Genomic DNA, 17,845 nt, shown 5'->3' with positions numbered 1-17,845 from the left:
CTGCTCCCTTTGGTCTCGCAGCTCGCACGCCATAGCGATTTGGCCGTTAGCAAGCGCGTGTGCAGTTCCGTCGCGCTCGCGAATGCAGCCCCCATTCGCTTTAGGTTCCACAAGAGTTGGTTGAGGAAGCCATGCTTGCCGAACCCGGAGCAACGCCGACCTATCTGCAATGACGAGCGTCAATGCAACGAGCGCGATTGTAGCGTAGGTGCTGCAATAGAGTGCAACAATCAGCACCGGGGCCAAGCAACTGAGCGTCGCAAAGGCAGCCCGGTTGGCAATCGAGGAGACGATATGGTGACCACAATGCAACACGCATCCGCGACCGAGCCCGGAACTACACCCTCTCTGATCGCAAGTGACCGCGTGGAAGGAACTGCGGTCTATGACGCACAAGGAAAGCGTATCGGAAAGGTCGAGCACCTCGTGATCGACAAATCCGGCGGTCGCGTCTTCTACGCCGTGCTAAGTTTTGGAGGCTTTCTTGGTATCGGCGCGAACCACTACCCGATTCCCTGGCAGATGCTGGATTTCGATGAGGAGCTCGGCGGATACCGCGTGGGCATCACCGAACAGCAACTCAAGAACGCTCCGAAAGCCGGCCAAGGGGAAAGCTGGGAGCAAGCGAACCGTGACCGCGATGAAGAGGTTTATGGCTATTGGGAGCAACCCACACCAGACCAGACTTCGTCTCTCATATCTAGCGACCGCGTCGAAGGAATGCCGGTCTTTGACCTACACGGCAAGCGTATCGGCAAAGTCGAGCGCCTGATGATCGACAAGCTCACCGGCCAGATCGCCTACGCGATCCTGAGTTTCGGCGGCTTCCTCGGCATCGGCGAGGATCATTATCCGATACCCTGGTCGATGCTGACCTACAACGAAAAGCCCGATGGCTTCCAAGTCGAGATCACCGAAGAGGAGCTCAAGAACGCCCCAAAAATCGAACCAGGCGAAAACTGGGAGCAAACAACGCGAACCCGCAATCAGGACGTCTACGACTATTGGGAAGTCAGGTACTATTGGATTGTCGATTCCGATAGTCCGTGAGCATTATCGTTGGCTTCCTCGTGCAGGCACCCGGGCCTAATGTCATGCCCGGCTTTTGCGCCGCGGATCCAATGGAGTGTGAGGCGCTGATCCCACTTTTGAGCAAGCTGCATCAGATCACCCGGCACCGGTTGACCGTCGTCATGGTGGAACGAAACGCAGCTACCTAGATTACCCAATCCCGACGCGTGGGGGGAACCAACAGGAGATTCTCCCATGAGGATTAATTGGCTTTACACGACAGCGATGGCGTTGGTGATTGGCGCCGGTCCCGCCATTGCGCAATCGCCGGAAGGCTCGCAGAAGCGCGAAGAGAGCCCCCGCGCCCAGTCACCAGCATCTCAGTCTAGGGAAATGGAGCGTCCAGCCGCCCCGTCGAAGGAGATGGATCGCGGCAGCGCGGCTGATCGCGTCAAAGAGCGCGCGCAGTCCGAGTCGAAGGGCAGCGCTAAGGACATGCAGCGCGGTGAGGCCCCGTCACCGGCCGAGCGCAGCAAGGAGGCGCAGAAGCCGCAGGACCGCGACTCCAAGGAGCCGACCCGGGAGAGCCAGGATCAGCCCAACCGTGGCGAGCGCGCCCCCTCGAGCACGGCGCAGCAGAAGGACCTGCAGCAGGGCCGCGATGCCAAGCCGGCTACCGACCAGAAGCAACAGGCTGAGGAAAAGCTGCGGGGCCGCGAAGGTCAAGCCAAGCAGGACCGCGCGCAGGACGCCACCCGGCCGGCCGATACGAAGCAGCAGCAGACCCAGCAGCAGATCGATCGCGATCGCAAGGAGCAACGCGAACAGGCCGTCCAGCCGTCCAAGTCCTCGCCGCAGCAGAGCTCGCGGCCGGCCGACAACACACAGACCCAGAAGACCGGCGAGGCGCCAGATCAATCGAACCGCCAGACTTCCTCGGGTGCGGTCAACGACGATCAGCGCAGGCAAGTCGTCGATCAGCTGCGGCGCGACAGGACTGTCACCAGCCAGAATCTCAATGTCCAGGTCAACGTGGGCACGCGGTTGCCGCGGGGCGTGCAGGCGCGTCGATTGCCGCCCGATATCGTGCGGATCATGCCGCAATATCGGGACTACGAGTACACGGTGATCGATAATCGCGTTGCCATTATCGATCCGCGGCGGCGCGAGGTCGTCGATATTCTGGACGACGGACCGGGTTACAGCAGGGCGGCCGCTTACAGCCGCGACCGTGTTGTCATCGACGATGACACGCGTAGGCGGTTCAGGGAAGTGGTACGCAGCTCCTCGACGACGGTCGGCTCGACCTCGCCTTCGGCCGGCGGAGGCGGAACCTCCGCGTCAAACTGTCTGTCGCTACAGCCGGTGCCGGAAGAGCTGGCGCGCAACCATCCAGAGCTCGCCAACTACCGCTATCTCGCTATCGGCGACCAAGTGGTGCTGGTTGACCCGCAGCAGCAGAAGGTCGTCCAAGTGATCGACTAAAGCTGGCTGTTCTCCCTCTCTCCGTTCTTCACGGGGAGGGGTTGGGGTGAGAGGCTGCAGGTTTCCTGCGATATCCCGGCCAAACGCGCGCATTGCGAATGAAGGAGAGCGACATCATGGGCGTCCTCACCGACGTTCCCGCCGCCAAGAAGGGCGCTGCTTAGCCCGCTCCCTCATCCTGAGCAGCCACCTTCTCGAAGAATCATGCCGCAAGCTCAATTCGCATCCTTCGAGAACCCGACGAGCCGCGCGGCCTTTTGGCTCTGGCCATTTGAGATGAGACCACTATGCCGGCCAGGAATTTAGATTCAGCGTTGCTGCCCGCCGACGGGATGCTTCGCGCCTTCGACATTCTCGCCAACGAAAGACCCCGAAACTCAGGACCGCGTAGTCGAGGCCGAGCGCGGCTCGCGGTGTTCCGGCAGCCATCCCCGGCAAGATGACGCGACAACGTGCAAAGAAGACGCCAGCGCACTCCGATCCGCCACATCCCGCTTAGCCGGCGACACTCTGGGTTCTGAGGGCGCGCTCGTGAGGCGCTAATCGAACTCAAGCGAGATCCAAGGAAAATTACTGCCGGCAGCTTGACAACGGTCAAGGCTCGATCCGCGCGCCGCGCGGAGATTGGTGTGACGACCGAACTGACGCGCGCACGCGTGCTGGCTGCAATGGTCGCCGACACAAATGTGCGTCACCGACGAAAAGGTGTCGTCGTTTGTTCAATCCCCATCGCTGGGACGCGCTCGAAAGAAACGGCTCGGATCCATCACAATCAAGGAGACCACCATGAATCGACTTCTCTGTTCCGGCGCCTTGCTCCTCGCCGTTCTCGGCACTACCGCCGCCACTGCTCAGAACACAACCGACGCCACTCAAAGCAACAACCCTCACGGGACCCTGAACCCGGCGCAGCAGCAGATGGTCAGCAACAGCCTCTCCAGCACGCCATCGCAATCCGCGCCATCGGGCGCGCAGCCGCAAGTCGGTGACAAGGTTCCGGAGTCGATGTCCGCGCAATCCATGCCGCATGACGTTGCAGACCAAGTCCCCGAGGCGAAAGAACTGCTCTTTGTCAAGCTGCCAGACCGTATCCTGCTCATCGACCCCGACACCAAGCTGATATCCGAAATTGTCACCGAGCCGGCCACCACAGGGTCGACGGCCGGCAACCAGGGTCGGTAGGACCACGAGTGCCTTGGCCAACGGCCTGGCCCAACTTTGAAGGCGAAGGAGTTCTGATGAACATGCCTCACCTCCCGCTGCTCCTAGCAGCCACCTTGGCCGTCGCCACGCTTTCGATGCAGATCGACCACGCAGCGGCCCAAGAGATCGGGCTGACGCCTTTGGAGGCGACGGAGGTCGCCAAAGGCTATAATGCCGAGGCACTCAAACTGCGGTCTGTCGTCGGCGACAAGCACGACAGGATAGGAAGAATCCGTGACTTCATCTTCGGCAAAGACGGCAATATTTATGTGGTCGTTGCGGTAGACGATTCGACAGGCCTGTTTGGCCATCTCGTGGCCATTCCACTCCGTCAATTCAAGCTCGACGATTCGCCCGATGCCGTTCTGCCGGGCGCAAGCCGCACTGCGCTTGCAAAGCTGCCGGTTTATGGCGGGCCCTGACACCGCGGTGGTTGGTGCTCGGCGGATTGTGTTCGCTGATTTACGGGGCGCTCCTGATCGCTATGCCACTGATCGGTGCGGTCGTGCTCACGTGGTGGATGGCCGCCTACGCGCTCGTATTCGGTATTTCCTTGATCATTCTGTTGCTCCAGCTCCGCTACAGGGATCAGCATGCGGTCACGCCCAATACAGCGGGAACTCCAGCATGGGTGACATTTTTATGACTTCCGCCACACGCAGGTCAGGTCGGCCGGATGGTCCGCCACAGGACCGTCTGGTCAGTAATGCCGAAAAGGCCAATGGCGAAGAATTACTGCAGGAAAGCTTGATCGAAACCTTCCCGGCAAGCGACTCACCATGCTGGACCGCCTTGACGCGGGTCCACCATGTGAAGCGCCAAAAGAAGCGGCTTGGTCTCCCTCATAAAAAAGAGGCGGCCAACTAAGGCTGCCCTAGCCAGACCTACCCAAGGCCTCATTGATTACTTGCTTTGCCTCCTGAAATGCTGGCGAAACGCTAGTGGCTCGAATGTTCAAAGCCACCCAATCAATCTCCGGCAGTGTCGGGTCTGTTCGATAGATCGCGGCGTGCGTACCAAAGGGCGGGGTTGTTCGTGACCTGGATTTCGTAGCCGCGAAAGGTTTGTTGTTCGGTATGCATGTGAACTCTCCAAAGCACCCGCTCAGAACATGGGGTCTGGGCGGTGCTCCAAAAGGGCCAAGCAATAGAATTCAAGAAAGGCCAATCAACTAAACCGGGAATAAGAAAGGCAGTAGCCCGCAAGGGGCTTTACTCCTCGTAGAAGATGAGGCGCTTGTTCGAATGTTGCTTGTCCAGGAGCAGCGTTAACGTTTACCGCCTACGATGCGCATAGACCCGTTCCAAGAAATGGAAATGCTAGGCGCATGGACTTCCCTCCGAGACGCGAAATATACCACTAGCTCCGCATGCCTGCGGGCCGGCCGTACTCTGACAGTTATCATTGAAACGCCCGGGATAGGCCCCATTCTTGTTCAGTCCTCCGGTACAGCGCGAGTACTCTTCGTGAAAAATGAAGGCACATCGAGGCAGGATGTTCGTCGCATGGCGACAGCGATAGAAACGTCGCAATGGCCGCAGGTACGGCTATCCGGTACCGATCGATTGGAGACCTTTAGCGACGGCGTACTCTCAATAACGATCACGCTGCTCGTCGCCGAAATCGTCCGGCCCGAACATGCACCCGGTCAACTCCTGAACAGGCTGGCCGAGCAATGGCCCAGCTACGTCGCTTTCCTCGCGTCATTCTTTTACACCGGAGTCATCTGGCTCAATCATCGCGCGGTGTTTGCCCGCGTGCGCTACTGCGACCGCGGCCTGCATCTTGCCAACCTATTTCTGCTGCTGACATCCGGGCTTATCCCGTTCCCGACCGCGATCCTTTCGTCCTCCATGCAGACCGGCAATGATTTTGATGCAAGGATTGCCGTCGTGCTCTATGCCGCCATCGCCGGCAGCATGTGCCTGGCGTGGCTCATCTTGTTTCACGTTTTGAGCATTCATCCATGGCTCGTCGAGCACCACATCGGCTCTGATTTTTTTCCCAAGGAGCGGTTGCGCGCCATCCTTGGCGTCGTCTGCTACACGGTGGCGGGCGTTGCGGGCCTGTCGATGCCGAAGCTCGCTTTGGTCATCTTCCTGGCGCTGCCGATCTTCTACGGAATCACCAGCGAAGGCCTCACGGAGACCCGGATCCGCCTGCAGTTTGGCAAGGCCCAGCGCGAAGCTGCGATCAAGCGCGACGCAAACCGCGCCGGATAGCTGCTATGGTGTCTTGACTGTCTCTTCCTTCGCGGTGTGCGCCGCGCTATCCAGTCCTGCCACATCGCCGGATCAGACCGGAGTTCCATCGCCCCATGCCAAGCCGGCAAGCAGGAACGTGATCTCCTCCCGAGGCGTGCCTGGCCGACGTCAGACGGTTTCCAGTAAGATTCTCATTGCATCCTGATCATCCACTTAGCCTGTCGGCTAGGCCAAGTGGCTACGTTGACGCCCGTCAAGGTATGCAAGCATCGGTCCCAGCATTAAACCTCTCGGACAAAGGCGCGGCGAAGGGAGCGCAAGATGTCGAAGACGGTTGCGGACGTCCTGGTTGGCGCGCTCGCACAGATCGGCGTGAAACACATCTTCGGCTTGATTGGCGACTCGCTCAATCCGCTTGCTGATGCCGTGCGCCGCAGCAAGGTCGAATGGATCGGCGTCAGGCACGAGGAAGGCGCGGCGCTGGCGGCTGCGGGACAAGCAAAGTTGACCGGACAGCTCGCGGTGTGCGCGGGCACGACGGGTCCGGGCAGCAACCATCTTGTCGCCGGCCTCTATGAGGCTTGCCGCGATCACGCACCAGTGCTGGCGCTCTCGGGCGATATGCCGCGCAAATTCCATGGCACCGACTACATCCAGACCACCGAGCCCGATCTCCTGTTCCGGGACGTGTCGCTTTACACAGAAACGATTGCGACCCCGGCGCAGGCGGGTGCAGTGATACATCAGGCGATCGCTGCAGCCTATGCAGGGCCTGGAGTCGCGCATCTGACGCTCCCGCAGGATGTGCTGGCCACGACGGCCGAGGGTGGTGTTGCCAGCATCGCCACCCTCCAGCCGCGGCCGGAATTTGCGGCAAACGAGCAGGACGTCGCCGAGATGGCGCGCCGAATCGATGCCGTCGACCGCATCGTGATCATGTGCGGCGCCGGCTGTCGCGGTGCGACCGAAGAGTTGCGGAAGCTCTCGGACCGTCTCAAGGCGCCGTTGGTCCATTCGCTGCGCGGCAAAGAGTTGATGGCCTATGACGATCCCCGCTGGATGGGCGGACTCGGCATCATCGGAACCAAGCCGGTCTACGAAGCCGTCCAGGATTGTGAGCTCTTGCTGATGGTCGGTACCGACTATCCTTATTCCAACTTCCTGCCCGACAAAGATAAGGTGATACAGGTCGACGTGCGACCGCAAGTTCTGGGCAGGCGCGCGCCGACGACGCTTGGCGTCACCGGCTCTGCGCGGCCAACGCTGGCGCTGCTGCTCGGCAAGGTCGCCCCCAAAATTGATGGCCGGTTCTGGGACCGGGTTACGCGAGAACGACGCAAATGGGACGAGATGCTCGACAAGCAGGCTGACCTGCGCCGCAGCAAGGACAACCTTCATCCACAAGTGGTGGCGCGCGCAGTCAGCGATCTCGCCAACCCAGATGCGATCTTCGCTTTGGACACCGGGCTGAATACGCTGTGGTCTGCCAACTGGATCCGTCAGACCGGCTCGCAGCGGATTCTCGGCTCCTTCAACAATGCTGCCGTCGGGACGGCCCTTGGGCACGCCAACGGCGTGCAGGCCCTGGAACGGTCGCGGCAAGTGATTGCGCTGATAGGCGACGGCGGCTTCAACATGCTGATGGGCGAATTCCTCACGGCAGTCCAACATAAGCTGGCGGTCAAGGTCGTCATCTACAACAATTCATCGCTCGGCCTAATCAAGCTCGAGGCCGAGAGCGTCGGTCTCGTGCCGTTCCGCCGGGCGATCGAATTTCCTAATCCGGATTTTGCCGCGCTGGCGCGGGCCTGCGGAGGGCACGGCTTCCTAGCAAGGAATCCGGCGGAACTGATGTCGGCACTGCCGGAGGCATTTGCCGCCGAAGGACCGGCAATCGTGGACGCCGTCGTGCTCGCTGACGAGATGCCGAACGTGCCCCATGTTGATTTGGAGCAGGTCGGGCACTTTGCGCTGGCCAAAATCAGGGAGGCGGTTCTCGCCGTAACGGGCGGCTAATGCGATCGAACACTCTTTGCATTGGTCATCTGTTCGAGCGAGACCGTCTGGTTGCGATTGTCAGTGAGGCCGACTCTCAGCGTGGCTAGCGTCGAGCCAGCGAGGCTGCCGTCAGCGCGATCACGACTGCCTTACATGCGGTTGCGATCAACGCGACCGAACCATAGTTCGTGGTGGCCGTTCGACACTCATGTCTACGAGAGGTCCATGACCGGCACCAAGAGTCCACCGACGATCGAGACATCCAACCCGCGAGATGGAAATCCGATCATTAGAGATCAATGGCTTATAATGAAAAATCAAACTGGAAAGTTGATCGTGGTTGGCAGATCGACATATTCGAAATATCGGGGATTCGAGTCACTGGACCGCTACACTGCTGGTCACTGCGGACGAATGATACGCAATCCTAGCTGTTCCGAGGCTTCATCCTGAGCCGCTCGCCGCACATGCTGCCATAGACGCGCGCTGCGCTCAGGATGGTCGCGGACGACAGATCACCGCTTTCTTTTCTAACCTACATGAGCTTACTTCTTCGCGTAAGTGCTCACATCGATGCCCAGATTGGCGGGACCGAAGGAGTCCGGCAGCAACTCGGAAGCCGAAGACACTTTGCATTTGCTGAGATCGCCATTGCAACTGATGACCCGAATATCTGTGGCAGATGCTTGGCTTGCCTCGAGGATAATCTGGCGACAGCGACCGCACGGAGCGACGATGTCGATGCCCCTAGCCGGATCGTCTGACGGGTATCCTACCACGGCGATGGCGTTGATATTGAAATCGCCGGCTGAATTCGCCGCAGAAACGGCAGAAACTTCAGCACAAATCCCGATGCCGTACGAAGCGTTTTCCAGGTTCGCACCAACGTGGACTCCACGCTCGGTGCGCACAGCAGCCCCAACAGAAAATTTCGAATAGGGCGCGTATGCGTTCCGCGCGACCTTGGCCGCTTCGTGGCAAAGATGCCGGTCCGACGGCTCGAGCGCCGAAACAGGGACAATACGATCAACGGAAGGTCTTTCTGGGTCGCTCATCGATTGCTCGCTTCCGGTTGCGTGTCTTATGAAATCAGCGAATTTCAGGTCCTACAGCACACAATTTAGGCGCCGCCGGAAATCCTGACAACTTGAACAGAGCGGGCGTTTTGGTCAGGATCCAACTTGACAAAGGTCAACGTTCTGGTGAGGTTTTTGTAAATCCGCCGCAACGGCAACGGCGCGGGGATGGCGGATGGTGATTTCGGTCAAGCGCGCGCAAATGCAAATGGAGACCGAACTTGACCGGCGTTCGATGATCGACGGCATCGGCATAGGGCGCAAGTTCATCGCGCAAGAGGCGTTCGATCGAGACCATCCGAGCTCGGGACGCGATAGTCACAAACCCGGCGCATCTTTCATCGGTCACGGGCATGGCGCGGGCCTGACCCTCGCGCCGTTGCGCGCTGTTTTCCGGCGCGCGCCGACCGGGGCGCGCCATTATGCAGGGAGAGTACGGTGAGCCAGTCTTTCGATCTGTCGAAAAGTCCATTGACCGACCCTTCGCGCCGCGATGCCCTCAAGGGCGGCGCGGCGGCGGTGCTCGGACTGATGGCGGCGCTCGCGCCGTTCGAAGCGCAGGCCGCGGGCGACCTCGTCGCGCTCGTCCACACGCAAGCGGCCGGCGACAACGGCCCGGTCGATTCTATGATCGCCAAGCTGCAGCAGCTCGCCAAGGACAAGGGTTTTGCGACGCGCATCGTCTACGCCTCCGATCCCGCCACTTACGAGACGATCTTCCGCACGCTCGGCGACGCCGGTGCCTCGGTCGTCGTCTCGACCTTCAACGAGGTCGGCGAGCCGTTCAAGGCGCTCGCGCCGAGCTATCCCAAGACCAAATGGATTCAGCTGTTCGGCGACCCCATCACGCCGCCTTTGCCCAATGTGGCGACCATATCCTATGACTATTACCTCGGCTGCTACCTCTCTGGGCTGTTTGGCGCGCTGATCTCCAAGACCGGCAAGCTCGGCTATATCGGCGGCATTTCACTGCCGCCGCTCAACGCGGACGCCAACGCGATCAAGGCCGGCGCGACGTCCGTCAACGCTGCGGCGACGCTGAACGCCGCCTTCGCCGGCTCCTTCCAGGACCCGGCGAAGGGCCAGGAAATCGCTACCCAGATGTATCAGGGAGGCGTCGACTATATTCAGACGGACTCGGCAGCGACCGACGCGGGCATCATCGCCGCGGCGAACGAAGGCGCGGGCCGCCTGGTGGGTGCAATTTCTCCGGCGCAATACAAGCTCGGGCCCAAGACCGTCGTCACGCTCGTGGAGCTCGACTTTGGCCAGTCGCTCTATAACGAGGTCGTGCGCACCCTCGACGCGGCGTGGACCGGCGGTCACGTCGCCACGGGGCTCGGCACGGGAGTGATCGACTTCGTTTTGTCGCCTGTATTTCTAGAGCAAGGCCCGCCCGACATTGTCGCCAAGGCGAAGGCGGCCTGGCCGCAGATCGAGAAGGCCAAATCCGCCATCCTCGCCGGCTCGTTGAAAGTGCCGTTCAACACCACTTTGTAATCCAGGACGCTCAAGGAGCTCGACAGGGATCGCGGACCCATGACGGACATGCAGGAGCCCGCTCTCGAGTGCCGAAGCGTTTCCGTCACGTTCGGCCCCGTCACTGCGCTGTCGCAGGTGAGCCTCCGCTTCGAAGCCGGCCGGGTTCACGCCGTGGTGGGGCAGAACGGAGCGGGCAAGACCACCTTCGCCAGGGTCGTTGCCGGTCTGATCCGGCCGCAATCCGGCGAGGTGCTCGTCCAAGGCAGGCCGGTGGCTGCGGGCAGCGTGAAGGGCGCGCGTGCGGCGGGCGTCGAACTCGTGCACCAAAGCTTCGCCCTGCCGCCGAGTTTCACGATCTGCGAGGCAATGGAGTTCGGCGCAAAGGGGAATCGTTCCGCCTTCACGCGTCGCCAGCTCGAACGACGATGGAACGGCCATCTCGCCTCGCTCGACATTTCCGTGGACAGGCGCCGCCGGATTCGCGACCTGCCGGTGGAAACGCAGCAGGGCGTGGAAATCGCGCGCGCCTTGGTGACCGACGCGCGCGTGCTGATCCTGGACGAACCGACAGCGGTTCTGTCGCCGTCCGGCGCGGAAAAATTGTTCGATCGCATTCGCACGCTCAATGCGCGCGGTGTGACCGTCATCCTCATCCTGCACAAGATTCGCGAGGTTCTGGCGATCGCCGACACCGTGACCGTGCTGCGAGGCGGCAAGTTGATCGCGGCGACGATGCCGGTCGGCGAGACGGACGCCGCTCAGCTCGCGGAAAAGATCATCGGCTCGGCAAGCTCGCAAATGCTTTCGCCTGACGACGCCAAGGCGCTCGTCGGTGCGGAGAGCGGCGGCGGCGAGCCGGGCCACGCCGCGGTCGTCGCCGCTCCCATGCTCGAATTGCGAAATGTCGCAACACGCGGCGACAATGAAGGACCGGCGCTGCGCGACGTCTCGCTCGTCATTCGCCCCGGCGAGATCGTCGGCGTCGCAGGCGTCGAAGGCAACGGCCAGCGGACGCTGGTGAGAGCCATCGCGGCGCTGGTCGAGGTGACGCAAGGTGAAATCAAGCTGGACGGAGCCGCGGTGACGGGCGTGGCACTTGGCGATCGCAGGAACCGGGGACTGCGCATCATCCCATTCGAGCGCAACACCGAGGGCCTCAGCCTTTCGAGCGCGCTGTGGGAGAACTGGTCGGCGCGCCAGCTTCTGCGCTCGCCTCTGTTCCAGTTCATCAATCCGCATCGCATCCGGCGCGACAGCGAGGCCGCCTTCAAGGCGTGGGAGGTGCGATATGCATCAACAGGACAGAGAGCGGGTTCGCTCTCCGGCGGCAACGCCCAGAAGGTGATCCTCGCGCGCGAGATCGACGACGAGGCGCGGCTGATCCTCGCCGCCCAACCGACGCGCGGGCTCGACATCGGTGCGACCGCCTTCGTCTGGCGTTCGCTGCGCGCTGCGCGCGACCGAGGCTGCGCTGTCCTGTTGGTCTCGTCGGATCTCGACGAATTGTTCGACATCAGCGACCGTATCGTAGTGATGCTGTCAGGCGCCGTGGCTGGAGAATTCTCAGCCCCCTACGACATCGCGCGGGTCGGCGCGACCATGACAGAGGCGCGCCCATGACGGGGAGATTGACGGCGAGATTGATTCCCTTCGTCAGAGCGCTGGTCTTCATCGTCGCTGCGCTCGCCCTCTGCGGCATCATTTTCCAGTTTGCCGGATATTCCGCGTTCTCGATGTTTCAGAACATCGTCGATGGCGCTTTCCTGAGGCCGGGCGCGTCCCTGCAGAGCTTGCGCTGGGCGCTACCCTTGTTCATCACTTCGGTCGGTGTCTCCATCTCGTTCCGGTGCGGCTATTTCAACATCGGAGCGCAGGGACAGTTCTACATCGGAGCGATATGTGCCACGTTCACGGCAACTTGGCTGAACGATGCGCCGGCCTTCGTTCTGACGCCGCTCTGCTTCCTCGCGGGCATGGCTGGCGGTGCGCTCTGGGCGTTCTGGCCGGGCTGGCTGCGCCTGCGATCGGGGACCGACGAAGTCATCACGACGCTGATGGGCAACTTCATCGCTGGGCTCATTCTCGTGTACGTGACGACCGGACCGCTGAAGGACCCGTCAGGTAGCGGCCAGCAATCCTCGAGCCGTCCATTGAAGGCAGCCTATCGGATCAGCGATTCGCTGGGTGTTTCGCCCGTCATCGTCGTCATCGCGCTGGTCGTGGGCGTCGCCATGTGGCTGCTGGTCAATCGCACCGCGTTCGGCGTGCTCGCGAGCCTCGCCGGCCGCAATCCGACGATGGTGAAATGGCAGGGCGCGCGGGTATGGCGCCTCGGACTTGCCAGCTTCCTCATCAGCGGCGCGCTGGCGGGCCTGTCCGGGGTCATCGAGGTCTTCGGTCCCAATGGCCGGCTGGTTGGCGGGTTCCTGCCCACGCATGGCTTTACCGCGATCCTCATCGCCCTCGTCGCCAGTCTGTCCGTCGTCGGCATCAGCTTCGTCAGCCTGTTCTTCGGCGGTCTCGCCTCCGCCGCGCTTTATTTACCGATCATGGCGGGCCTGCCGGCGGCGGCGATCGACATCGTCAACGCAGCGATCGCTCTGTTCATCACCGCCAAGTCCGAATGGGTCGACCGCCTGCTTCGGCTGGGGAACCCGCCCTCATGAACGATATCATCATCGCCATCCTGCGCTCGGGTACGCCGCTCGTCTACGTCACGCTGGCGGGCGTGCTCGCACAGCGCTCCGGCGTCTGGCACCTGGGCCTTGAAGGCGTGATGATCGTCGGCGCATGCGCCACCATTCTCGGCATCGTCGCCACTGGATCGTTCGCCCTGGCGATGCTGATCGCTTGCCTCGCCTGCGTGATCACTTCGGCGCTGCTGTGGTTCGTGATCGAGAGGCTGAAGGCCAGCCCGATCATCGCCGGGCTCGGATTGACGGGGCTCGGCATCGGGGGCACGGCGCTCGCGATCCAATCGATCTTCGGCAGTCAGGCCGCTGTCACCGCCCCGTTCGGCGTGCCCAGGCTGGGGCCCGCGTTCGGCCCTTACGGCATCCTGTCCGTCTTCGTCCTGGCAATGCCCTTCGTCGTCTTTGCGCTCTGGGCACTACTACGGCGCACACGGTTCGGCCTTCAGCTCGCGGCGGCGGGCGAGCATCCTTTCGCAGCGCGCAGTGTGGGCGTGAACCCTTCGGCGATGCGCCTCATTGCGCTCGTCGGCGGCGGCGTCCTGTGCGCGGTCGGCGGGGCGGAGCTTGCGGCGGGAAGCCTGCAGATCTTCGCGCAAAACATGACTGCCGGTCGCGGTTTCATGGCGTTCGCAGCGGTCGTGTTCGGGGCCGGGCACCCCATCGGTTCGGTCCTCGCCGCGCTCTTCTTCAGCGTCGTCGGCGCGGTCGGCATCCGCGCGCAACTGGTCTTCGGCGACGCCGTGCCGCACGACCTGCTGCTGGCGCTTCCCTATTTGGCGACGGTCTTTGGCGTCTGGCTCAGCGGTCAGCTGCGCGGCGGCGCCAAAGCGGCGGCAGACTTTGCCGAACTGCGTGACTACTGAGGACGACACAGGATGGAATTTGCACAACGGCACGCCATCACCGACACCTGCATTCTGGTGCGCGATCTCGAGGCCTCGATCGCGTTCTACCGGGACAAGCTTGGCTTCGCTCTTCAGCGCCGCGCGCCGGGCTTCGCCGACTTTACCGGCGCCGGCCATACGCTCGCGCTATGGGAACGCACACATATCGCCGCCAATACCGGCGTTCCGGTCGACCTCGACGCGTCAGCCGGTGTCCTGATTGCCGTCAGGCTGCCGGACGCGGCGTCGCTCGAGGCTGTATATGCGGAGCTTTGCGCAAAAGACGTCGCCTTCATTCGGCCGCCCGCCAATTATCCCTGGAACGCGCGATGTGTGTATTTTGCGGGTCCGGATGGCGAACTGTGGGAGCTCTACGCCTGGCTCGCCGGCGGCGCGCTCGGCGACATCGCGCGCGACGTTGCGCCACGACAATGAGGGAGGCGCTCCATGGCGCGCAAGATTATTATCGATACCGATCCCGGCCAGGACGACGCCGTGGCGATCCTGATGGCTCTTGGCTCGCCCGAAGAGCTCGACGTGCAGGGACTAGTGACGGTGGCGGGCAACGTGCCGCTCTCGCGCACGACCGACAATGCGCGAAAGATCCTGGAGCTCGCGCAGCGCACCGACGTGCCGCTTCATGCCGGATGCGCGCGTCCCATGCGCCGAAAGCCGGTCACCGCTGAACATGTGCATGGTCCAACCGGGCTCGACGGCCCGTCGCTGCCGGCGCCGACGATGAAGGTCCGTGAGCAGCACGGCGTGCTTTTCATCGTCGACGCGCTGCGAGCGGCGAAGCCGGGCGAGATCACGCTGGCGACGCTCGGGCCGCTCACCAACATCGCCATGGCGATGGTCCTCGCGCCCGATATCGTCGAGCGCATCGCGGAAATCGTGATGATGTTCGGCGCGTATTCGGAAGGTGGCAACATCACGCCGGTGGCCGAGTTCAACAGCTACGTCGACCCGGAGGCCGCGGACGTCGTCCTGAGCAGCGGCGTCAAGATCACGATGGTTCCGCTCGACGTGACGCATCAGTGCCTGAGCACCAGACCGCGCCTTACGGCCTTTCGCGACATCGGCAACGCATGCGGCATCGCGACGCGCGAGATGCTGACCTTCTCGGAGGGGTTCGACATCAAGAAATACGGCTGGGACGGCGCGCCGCTCCACGATCCCTGCGTGATCGCCTATCTGCTGGCGCCAAAATTGTTCGGCGGCAAACAGGTGAACGTCGACGTGCAGACCGGCGACGGGCCCACGGCAGGCATGTGCATCGTCGACTGGTGGCGCGTGACGGAGAAGCCTGCCAACGTCATGTTCCTTCGCGAGGTCGATGCGGCGGGGTTCTACAAGCTCCTCACCGAGCGGCTCGCGCGTCTGCCCTGATCGTTCCCGTCCGTCTCGAACTGATCCGACCTGGGGAGACTTGTCATGACAGCAACAGCCTATCTGGCGGGGCCTGACGTGTTTCTTCCGAACGCGGTCGAGCACGCCGCACGGAAGGTGGAGATATGCCGGCGATTCGGCTTGCAGGGTCTCCCGCCGCTCAATCAGGATATCGAGACGGCCGCCAAGGCGCTGGATGTCTGGCAATCCATTTACGAGAAGGACATTGCGATGATGGAACGATGCGACATCATCATCGCCAACCTCACGCCATTCGGAGGCGCATCCGCCGATGCGGGTACCCTGATCGAGGTCGGCTGGTTTCTCGGAAGGGGTAAGCCGATCTTTGGTTACTCGAATGTGTCCGAGAGCTTCGAGCAGCGGATGCGGAGGCAGCTTGGCGACGGCTGCGCGAACCTCGGCATCGAAGGTTTCCATCTGCCGGACAATCTGATGATCGTCGGCGCCGTCTCCAGCGGCGGATGCCCGATTTTTGTTCCCAGGGACGGCGAAGCGCGCGGCATCGACGCGCTGGACGTGTTCGAGGCCTGCGCAGCCGCCGCGGCGCACGTTGTTGCCGATCAGAAGGAGCGCTGACGAAGTGCTTGCGGTCCTGCAGCCGTCCGCCGAGATCTTTCGCCATGCCCGATATTCTCGGGAGTACTTGGGGAGGTAACAGTAGTTAGTTGGACGTCGAAAGCGTCCAACCGAAGGTGCCGTTCTGGTGCTCAGTCGCCGTAAGCACTTGAATTTGCTTGGTGGGCGCACCAGGGCTCGAACCTGGGACCCGCTGATTAAGAGTTCAAAACCGGCCCCTCTCTGCGATTTCTGAATCTGCGCCACACTACGATGAAGTTGAGAAAGGTCTTTTATTTATAGAGACTTGTCGCATAGCTTCGCAGCCCAGCGAACCCTGACCTTCAAACACCTCAGTTCGCCAAAACCGTTTGAAAACCGTTTTAGCAATTCACGTCGTCCCTCATGACCGACATTCGCATCGCTCTCAGCGATAAGGCCATCGCCCAGCTACCGCCTCCTGAAGATGGCTGGTATCTGGCTCGCGACACCGAGTTGAAAGGCTTCTTCGTCGTCGTCGGGAAGCGAAAAAGAACCTTCACTGTTCAAGGTGATATCAGACAACGAGGAAGCGGGCCTCCACCATCAGAGTATCTATTGGTGACACTAGCGAGTTGACGACCAGGGCAGCCCGCGCGACAGCCAAGGAATATCTTGCTCAGATCAGCAAGGGACAGCACCCGAAAGCGAGGGAGAACGGAAACTCCGAACAAGCCGCGACTAATGGGAATGGTACTGAAGGAGGCGCCACCCTGGAGCAGGCTTGGCAACGCTACCTAGAAGCTCACTTGATCCGAAAAGGCCGTAGCGAGAAAACGATCAGCGGGTATCGCGATCACGTTGAACGTCTTTTTTCGGAATGGCTTAATACCCCTTTGCGGGATCTCGCGAATGAACCCGCTCGCGTCGCCAAAAAGCATGACCAGCTTACTAGGGAGAACGGTCCGTACATCGCGAATGGCAGCATGCGGACGCTGCGGGCTATCTACAATCACGCCCGGAAGACCAATCGAGCGCTGCCGCGTGACAACCCCGCAGATGCTGTCGATTGGAACCAGGAAGAGCGCAGGAACACTGGTATGGGCACCGGCGATTTGAAGGGATGGTTTGCCGAACTGGCCAATCTAGAGAACCAATCCGGCGCGAATTCCATCTTTTAGCATTGCTGTGTGGATCTAGACCCACCGCCTTGCAGCAGGCCAGACCCGAACACATAAATTTTCGAAGGCGTACGCTCCACATCCAAAGCCCAAAGGAGGCAGCAAGCGAGCGTTCGACATCCCGCTATCTCGGCAAATGATCCTGTGTCTCATTCGGGTGCTTCGTTTCGGCAGGCAAATGCAGCCGTCTCAGGCGCAAAAGTGGTTGTTCCCCGCTGAGAGCGCCTCTGGACACTTAGCGGAAACAAAGGAAGATCGAGAGGTCTTGTCAAAATGGGGCAATGACCTTCGTCAAACATTTCGGACGATTGCGACCGCTGCCGGCGTTTCCGAATTCGATGCTAAGCTCCTCATGAACCATTCTATCCCTGGCGTGAACGCAGGCTATGTCACTCGGCACAAGCTGGTTGAAGACCACCTGCGCAGCCAACAGCAAGCTATCAGTACCGTCGTGTTTTCCGCACTTCGTGACTCGCTAAAGGAACATAAAGCTCTGATCAATTGGCTCGGTCCCGGGGCTAGCCGAAGAACCGTTACCCAAGTCCGATTGGAGCCAAACACTCTGGGCGAGGGGCAAGAACGAATTCAGCAGGCAGCATGACTTCGAACTGGCCGCCTGAGGAGTGTGGCAGTGTAACTCGGGAGACTGTTCTGGACGGTGTGCCGAGAGTTAGCGGCGGTTTC

General features: G+C 61.4%; 17 protein-coding genes and 2 pseudogenes. 18 read left to right on the top strand and 1 reads right to left on the bottom strand.

Translation table 11 applies throughout. The features are described from left to right. Nucleotides 1-294: 294 nt before the first annotated feature. The 9 genes and pseudogenes from XH80_RS02615 to XH80_RS02575 form a co-directional block, all read left to right on the top strand. Nucleotides 295-663, top strand: a pseudogene (locus tag XH80_RS02615) (PRC-barrel domain-containing protein); the annotation flags it as partial. A 33-nt stretch (nt 664-696) separates the two neighbouring features. Then, nucleotides 697-1,050, top strand: coding sequence for a PRC-barrel domain-containing protein (locus tag XH80_RS02610; RefSeq protein WP_271597226.1), 354 nt, complete (start codon nt 697-699; stop codon nt 1,048-1,050). 384 nt (nt 1,051-1,434) lie between these two features. Continuing rightward, nucleotides 1,435-2,496, top strand: coding sequence for a DUF1236 domain-containing protein (locus XH80_RS02605; protein WP_271597196.1), 1,062 nt, complete (start codon nt 1,435-1,437; stop codon nt 2,494-2,496). 786 nt (nt 2,497-3,282) lie between these two features. Further along, complete coding sequence (locus XH80_RS02600; RefSeq protein ID WP_271597195.1) at nt 3,283-3,678, top strand: hypothetical protein; 396 nt, start codon at nt 3,283-3,285, stop codon at nt 3,676-3,678. Between the two features lie 56 nt (nt 3,679-3,734). Further along, nucleotides 3,735-4,121, top strand: coding sequence for a PRC-barrel domain-containing protein (locus tag XH80_RS02595; protein WP_271597194.1), 387 nt, complete (start codon nt 3,735-3,737; stop codon nt 4,119-4,121). A gap of 14 nt (nt 4,122-4,135) precedes the next feature. Further along, nucleotides 4,136-4,345, top strand: a complete 210-nt coding sequence (locus XH80_RS02590) for a DUF308 domain-containing protein (protein WP_271597193.1) — start codon at nt 4,136-4,138, stop codon at nt 4,343-4,345. Then, on the top strand, nt 4,327-4,566 hold the full coding sequence (locus XH80_RS02585; RefSeq protein ID WP_271597192.1) for a hypothetical protein: 240 nt from the start codon (nt 4,327-4,329) through the stop codon (nt 4,564-4,566). The genes XH80_RS02590 and XH80_RS02585 overlap by 19 nt, the downstream gene beginning before the upstream one ends. Nucleotides 4,567-5,165: 599 nt before the next feature. Then, entirely contained in the window at nt 5,166-5,921 is a 756-nt protein-coding gene (locus XH80_RS02580; RefSeq protein WP_271597191.1) for a TMEM175 family protein, read from the top strand. A 303-nt stretch (nt 5,922-6,224) separates the two neighbouring features. Continuing rightward, nucleotides 6,225-7,919 carry a thiamine pyrophosphate-dependent enzyme gene (locus tag XH80_RS02575; protein WP_271597190.1) on the top strand — a complete coding sequence of 565 codons (1,695 nt, stop codon included), beginning with the start codon at nt 6,225-6,227 and terminating at the stop codon, nt 7,917-7,919. Between the two features lie 527 nt (nt 7,920-8,446). Here the strand turns inward: XH80_RS02575 and XH80_RS02570 are convergent. Beyond that, nucleotides 8,447-8,956 carry a cytidine deaminase gene (locus XH80_RS02570; protein WP_271597189.1) on the bottom strand — a complete coding sequence of 170 codons (510 nt, stop codon included), beginning with the start codon at nt 8,954-8,956 and terminating at the stop codon, nt 8,447-8,449. 196 nt (nt 8,957-9,152) lie between these two features. Between XH80_RS02570 and XH80_RS02565 the strand changes: the two genes are divergently transcribed. From XH80_RS02565 to XH80_RS43830, 9 genes and pseudogenes are all read left to right on the top strand, one after another. Continuing rightward, nucleotides 9,153-9,419, top strand: a complete 267-nt coding sequence (locus XH80_RS02565) for a hypothetical protein (protein ID WP_271597188.1) — start codon at nt 9,153-9,155, stop codon at nt 9,417-9,419. Then, nucleotides 9,416-10,477 carry a BMP family ABC transporter substrate-binding protein gene (locus tag XH80_RS02560; RefSeq protein ID WP_271597187.1) on the top strand — a complete coding sequence of 354 codons (1,062 nt, stop codon included), beginning with the start codon at nt 9,416-9,418 and terminating at the stop codon, nt 10,475-10,477. The genes XH80_RS02565 and XH80_RS02560 overlap by 4 nt, the downstream gene beginning before the upstream one ends. Before the next feature lie 39 nt (nt 10,478-10,516). Beyond that, the gene (locus XH80_RS02555; protein WP_271597186.1) at nt 10,517-12,079 is read left to right on the top strand and encodes an ABC transporter ATP-binding protein; all 1,563 of its coding nucleotides are present in this window, start codon (nt 10,517-10,519) and stop codon (nt 12,077-12,079) included. Then, nucleotides 12,076-13,125 carry an ABC transporter permease gene (locus XH80_RS02550; RefSeq protein ID WP_271597185.1) on the top strand — a complete coding sequence of 350 codons (1,050 nt, stop codon included), beginning with the start codon at nt 12,076-12,078 and terminating at the stop codon, nt 13,123-13,125. The genes XH80_RS02555 and XH80_RS02550 overlap by 4 nt, the downstream gene beginning before the upstream one ends. Further along, entirely contained in the window at nt 13,122-14,015 is an 894-nt protein-coding gene (locus XH80_RS02545) for an ABC transporter permease (RefSeq protein WP_271597184.1), read from the top strand. The genes XH80_RS02550 and XH80_RS02545 overlap by 4 nt, the downstream gene beginning before the upstream one ends. 12 nt (nt 14,016-14,027) lie before the next feature. Beyond that, the gene (locus tag XH80_RS02540) at nt 14,028-14,471 is read left to right on the top strand and encodes a VOC family protein (protein WP_271597183.1); all 444 of its coding nucleotides are present in this window, start codon (nt 14,028-14,030) and stop codon (nt 14,469-14,471) included. 12 nt (nt 14,472-14,483) lie between these two features. After that, entirely contained in the window at nt 14,484-15,425 is a 942-nt protein-coding gene (locus XH80_RS02535; RefSeq protein WP_271597182.1) for a nucleoside hydrolase, read from the top strand. A gap of 45 nt (nt 15,426-15,470) precedes the next feature. Beyond that, complete coding sequence (locus tag XH80_RS02530; RefSeq protein ID WP_271597181.1) at nt 15,471-16,022, top strand: nucleoside 2-deoxyribosyltransferase; 552 nt, start codon at nt 15,471-15,473, stop codon at nt 16,020-16,022. 384 nt (nt 16,023-16,406) lie between these two features. Further along, nucleotides 16,407-17,762 (top strand): annotated as a pseudogene (locus tag XH80_RS43830) (tyrosine-type recombinase/integrase). Nucleotides 17,763-17,845: the final 83 nt, after the last annotated feature.

It is taken from the genome of Bradyrhizobium sp. CCBAU 45384 (assembly GCF_028128665.1).
Lineage (GTDB): Bacteria > Pseudomonadota > Alphaproteobacteria > Rhizobiales > Xanthobacteraceae > Bradyrhizobium > Bradyrhizobium manausense.
The sequence above is the reverse complement of the archived record's forward strand: the minus strand, read 5'-3'. Positions and strand labels throughout refer to the sequence as shown.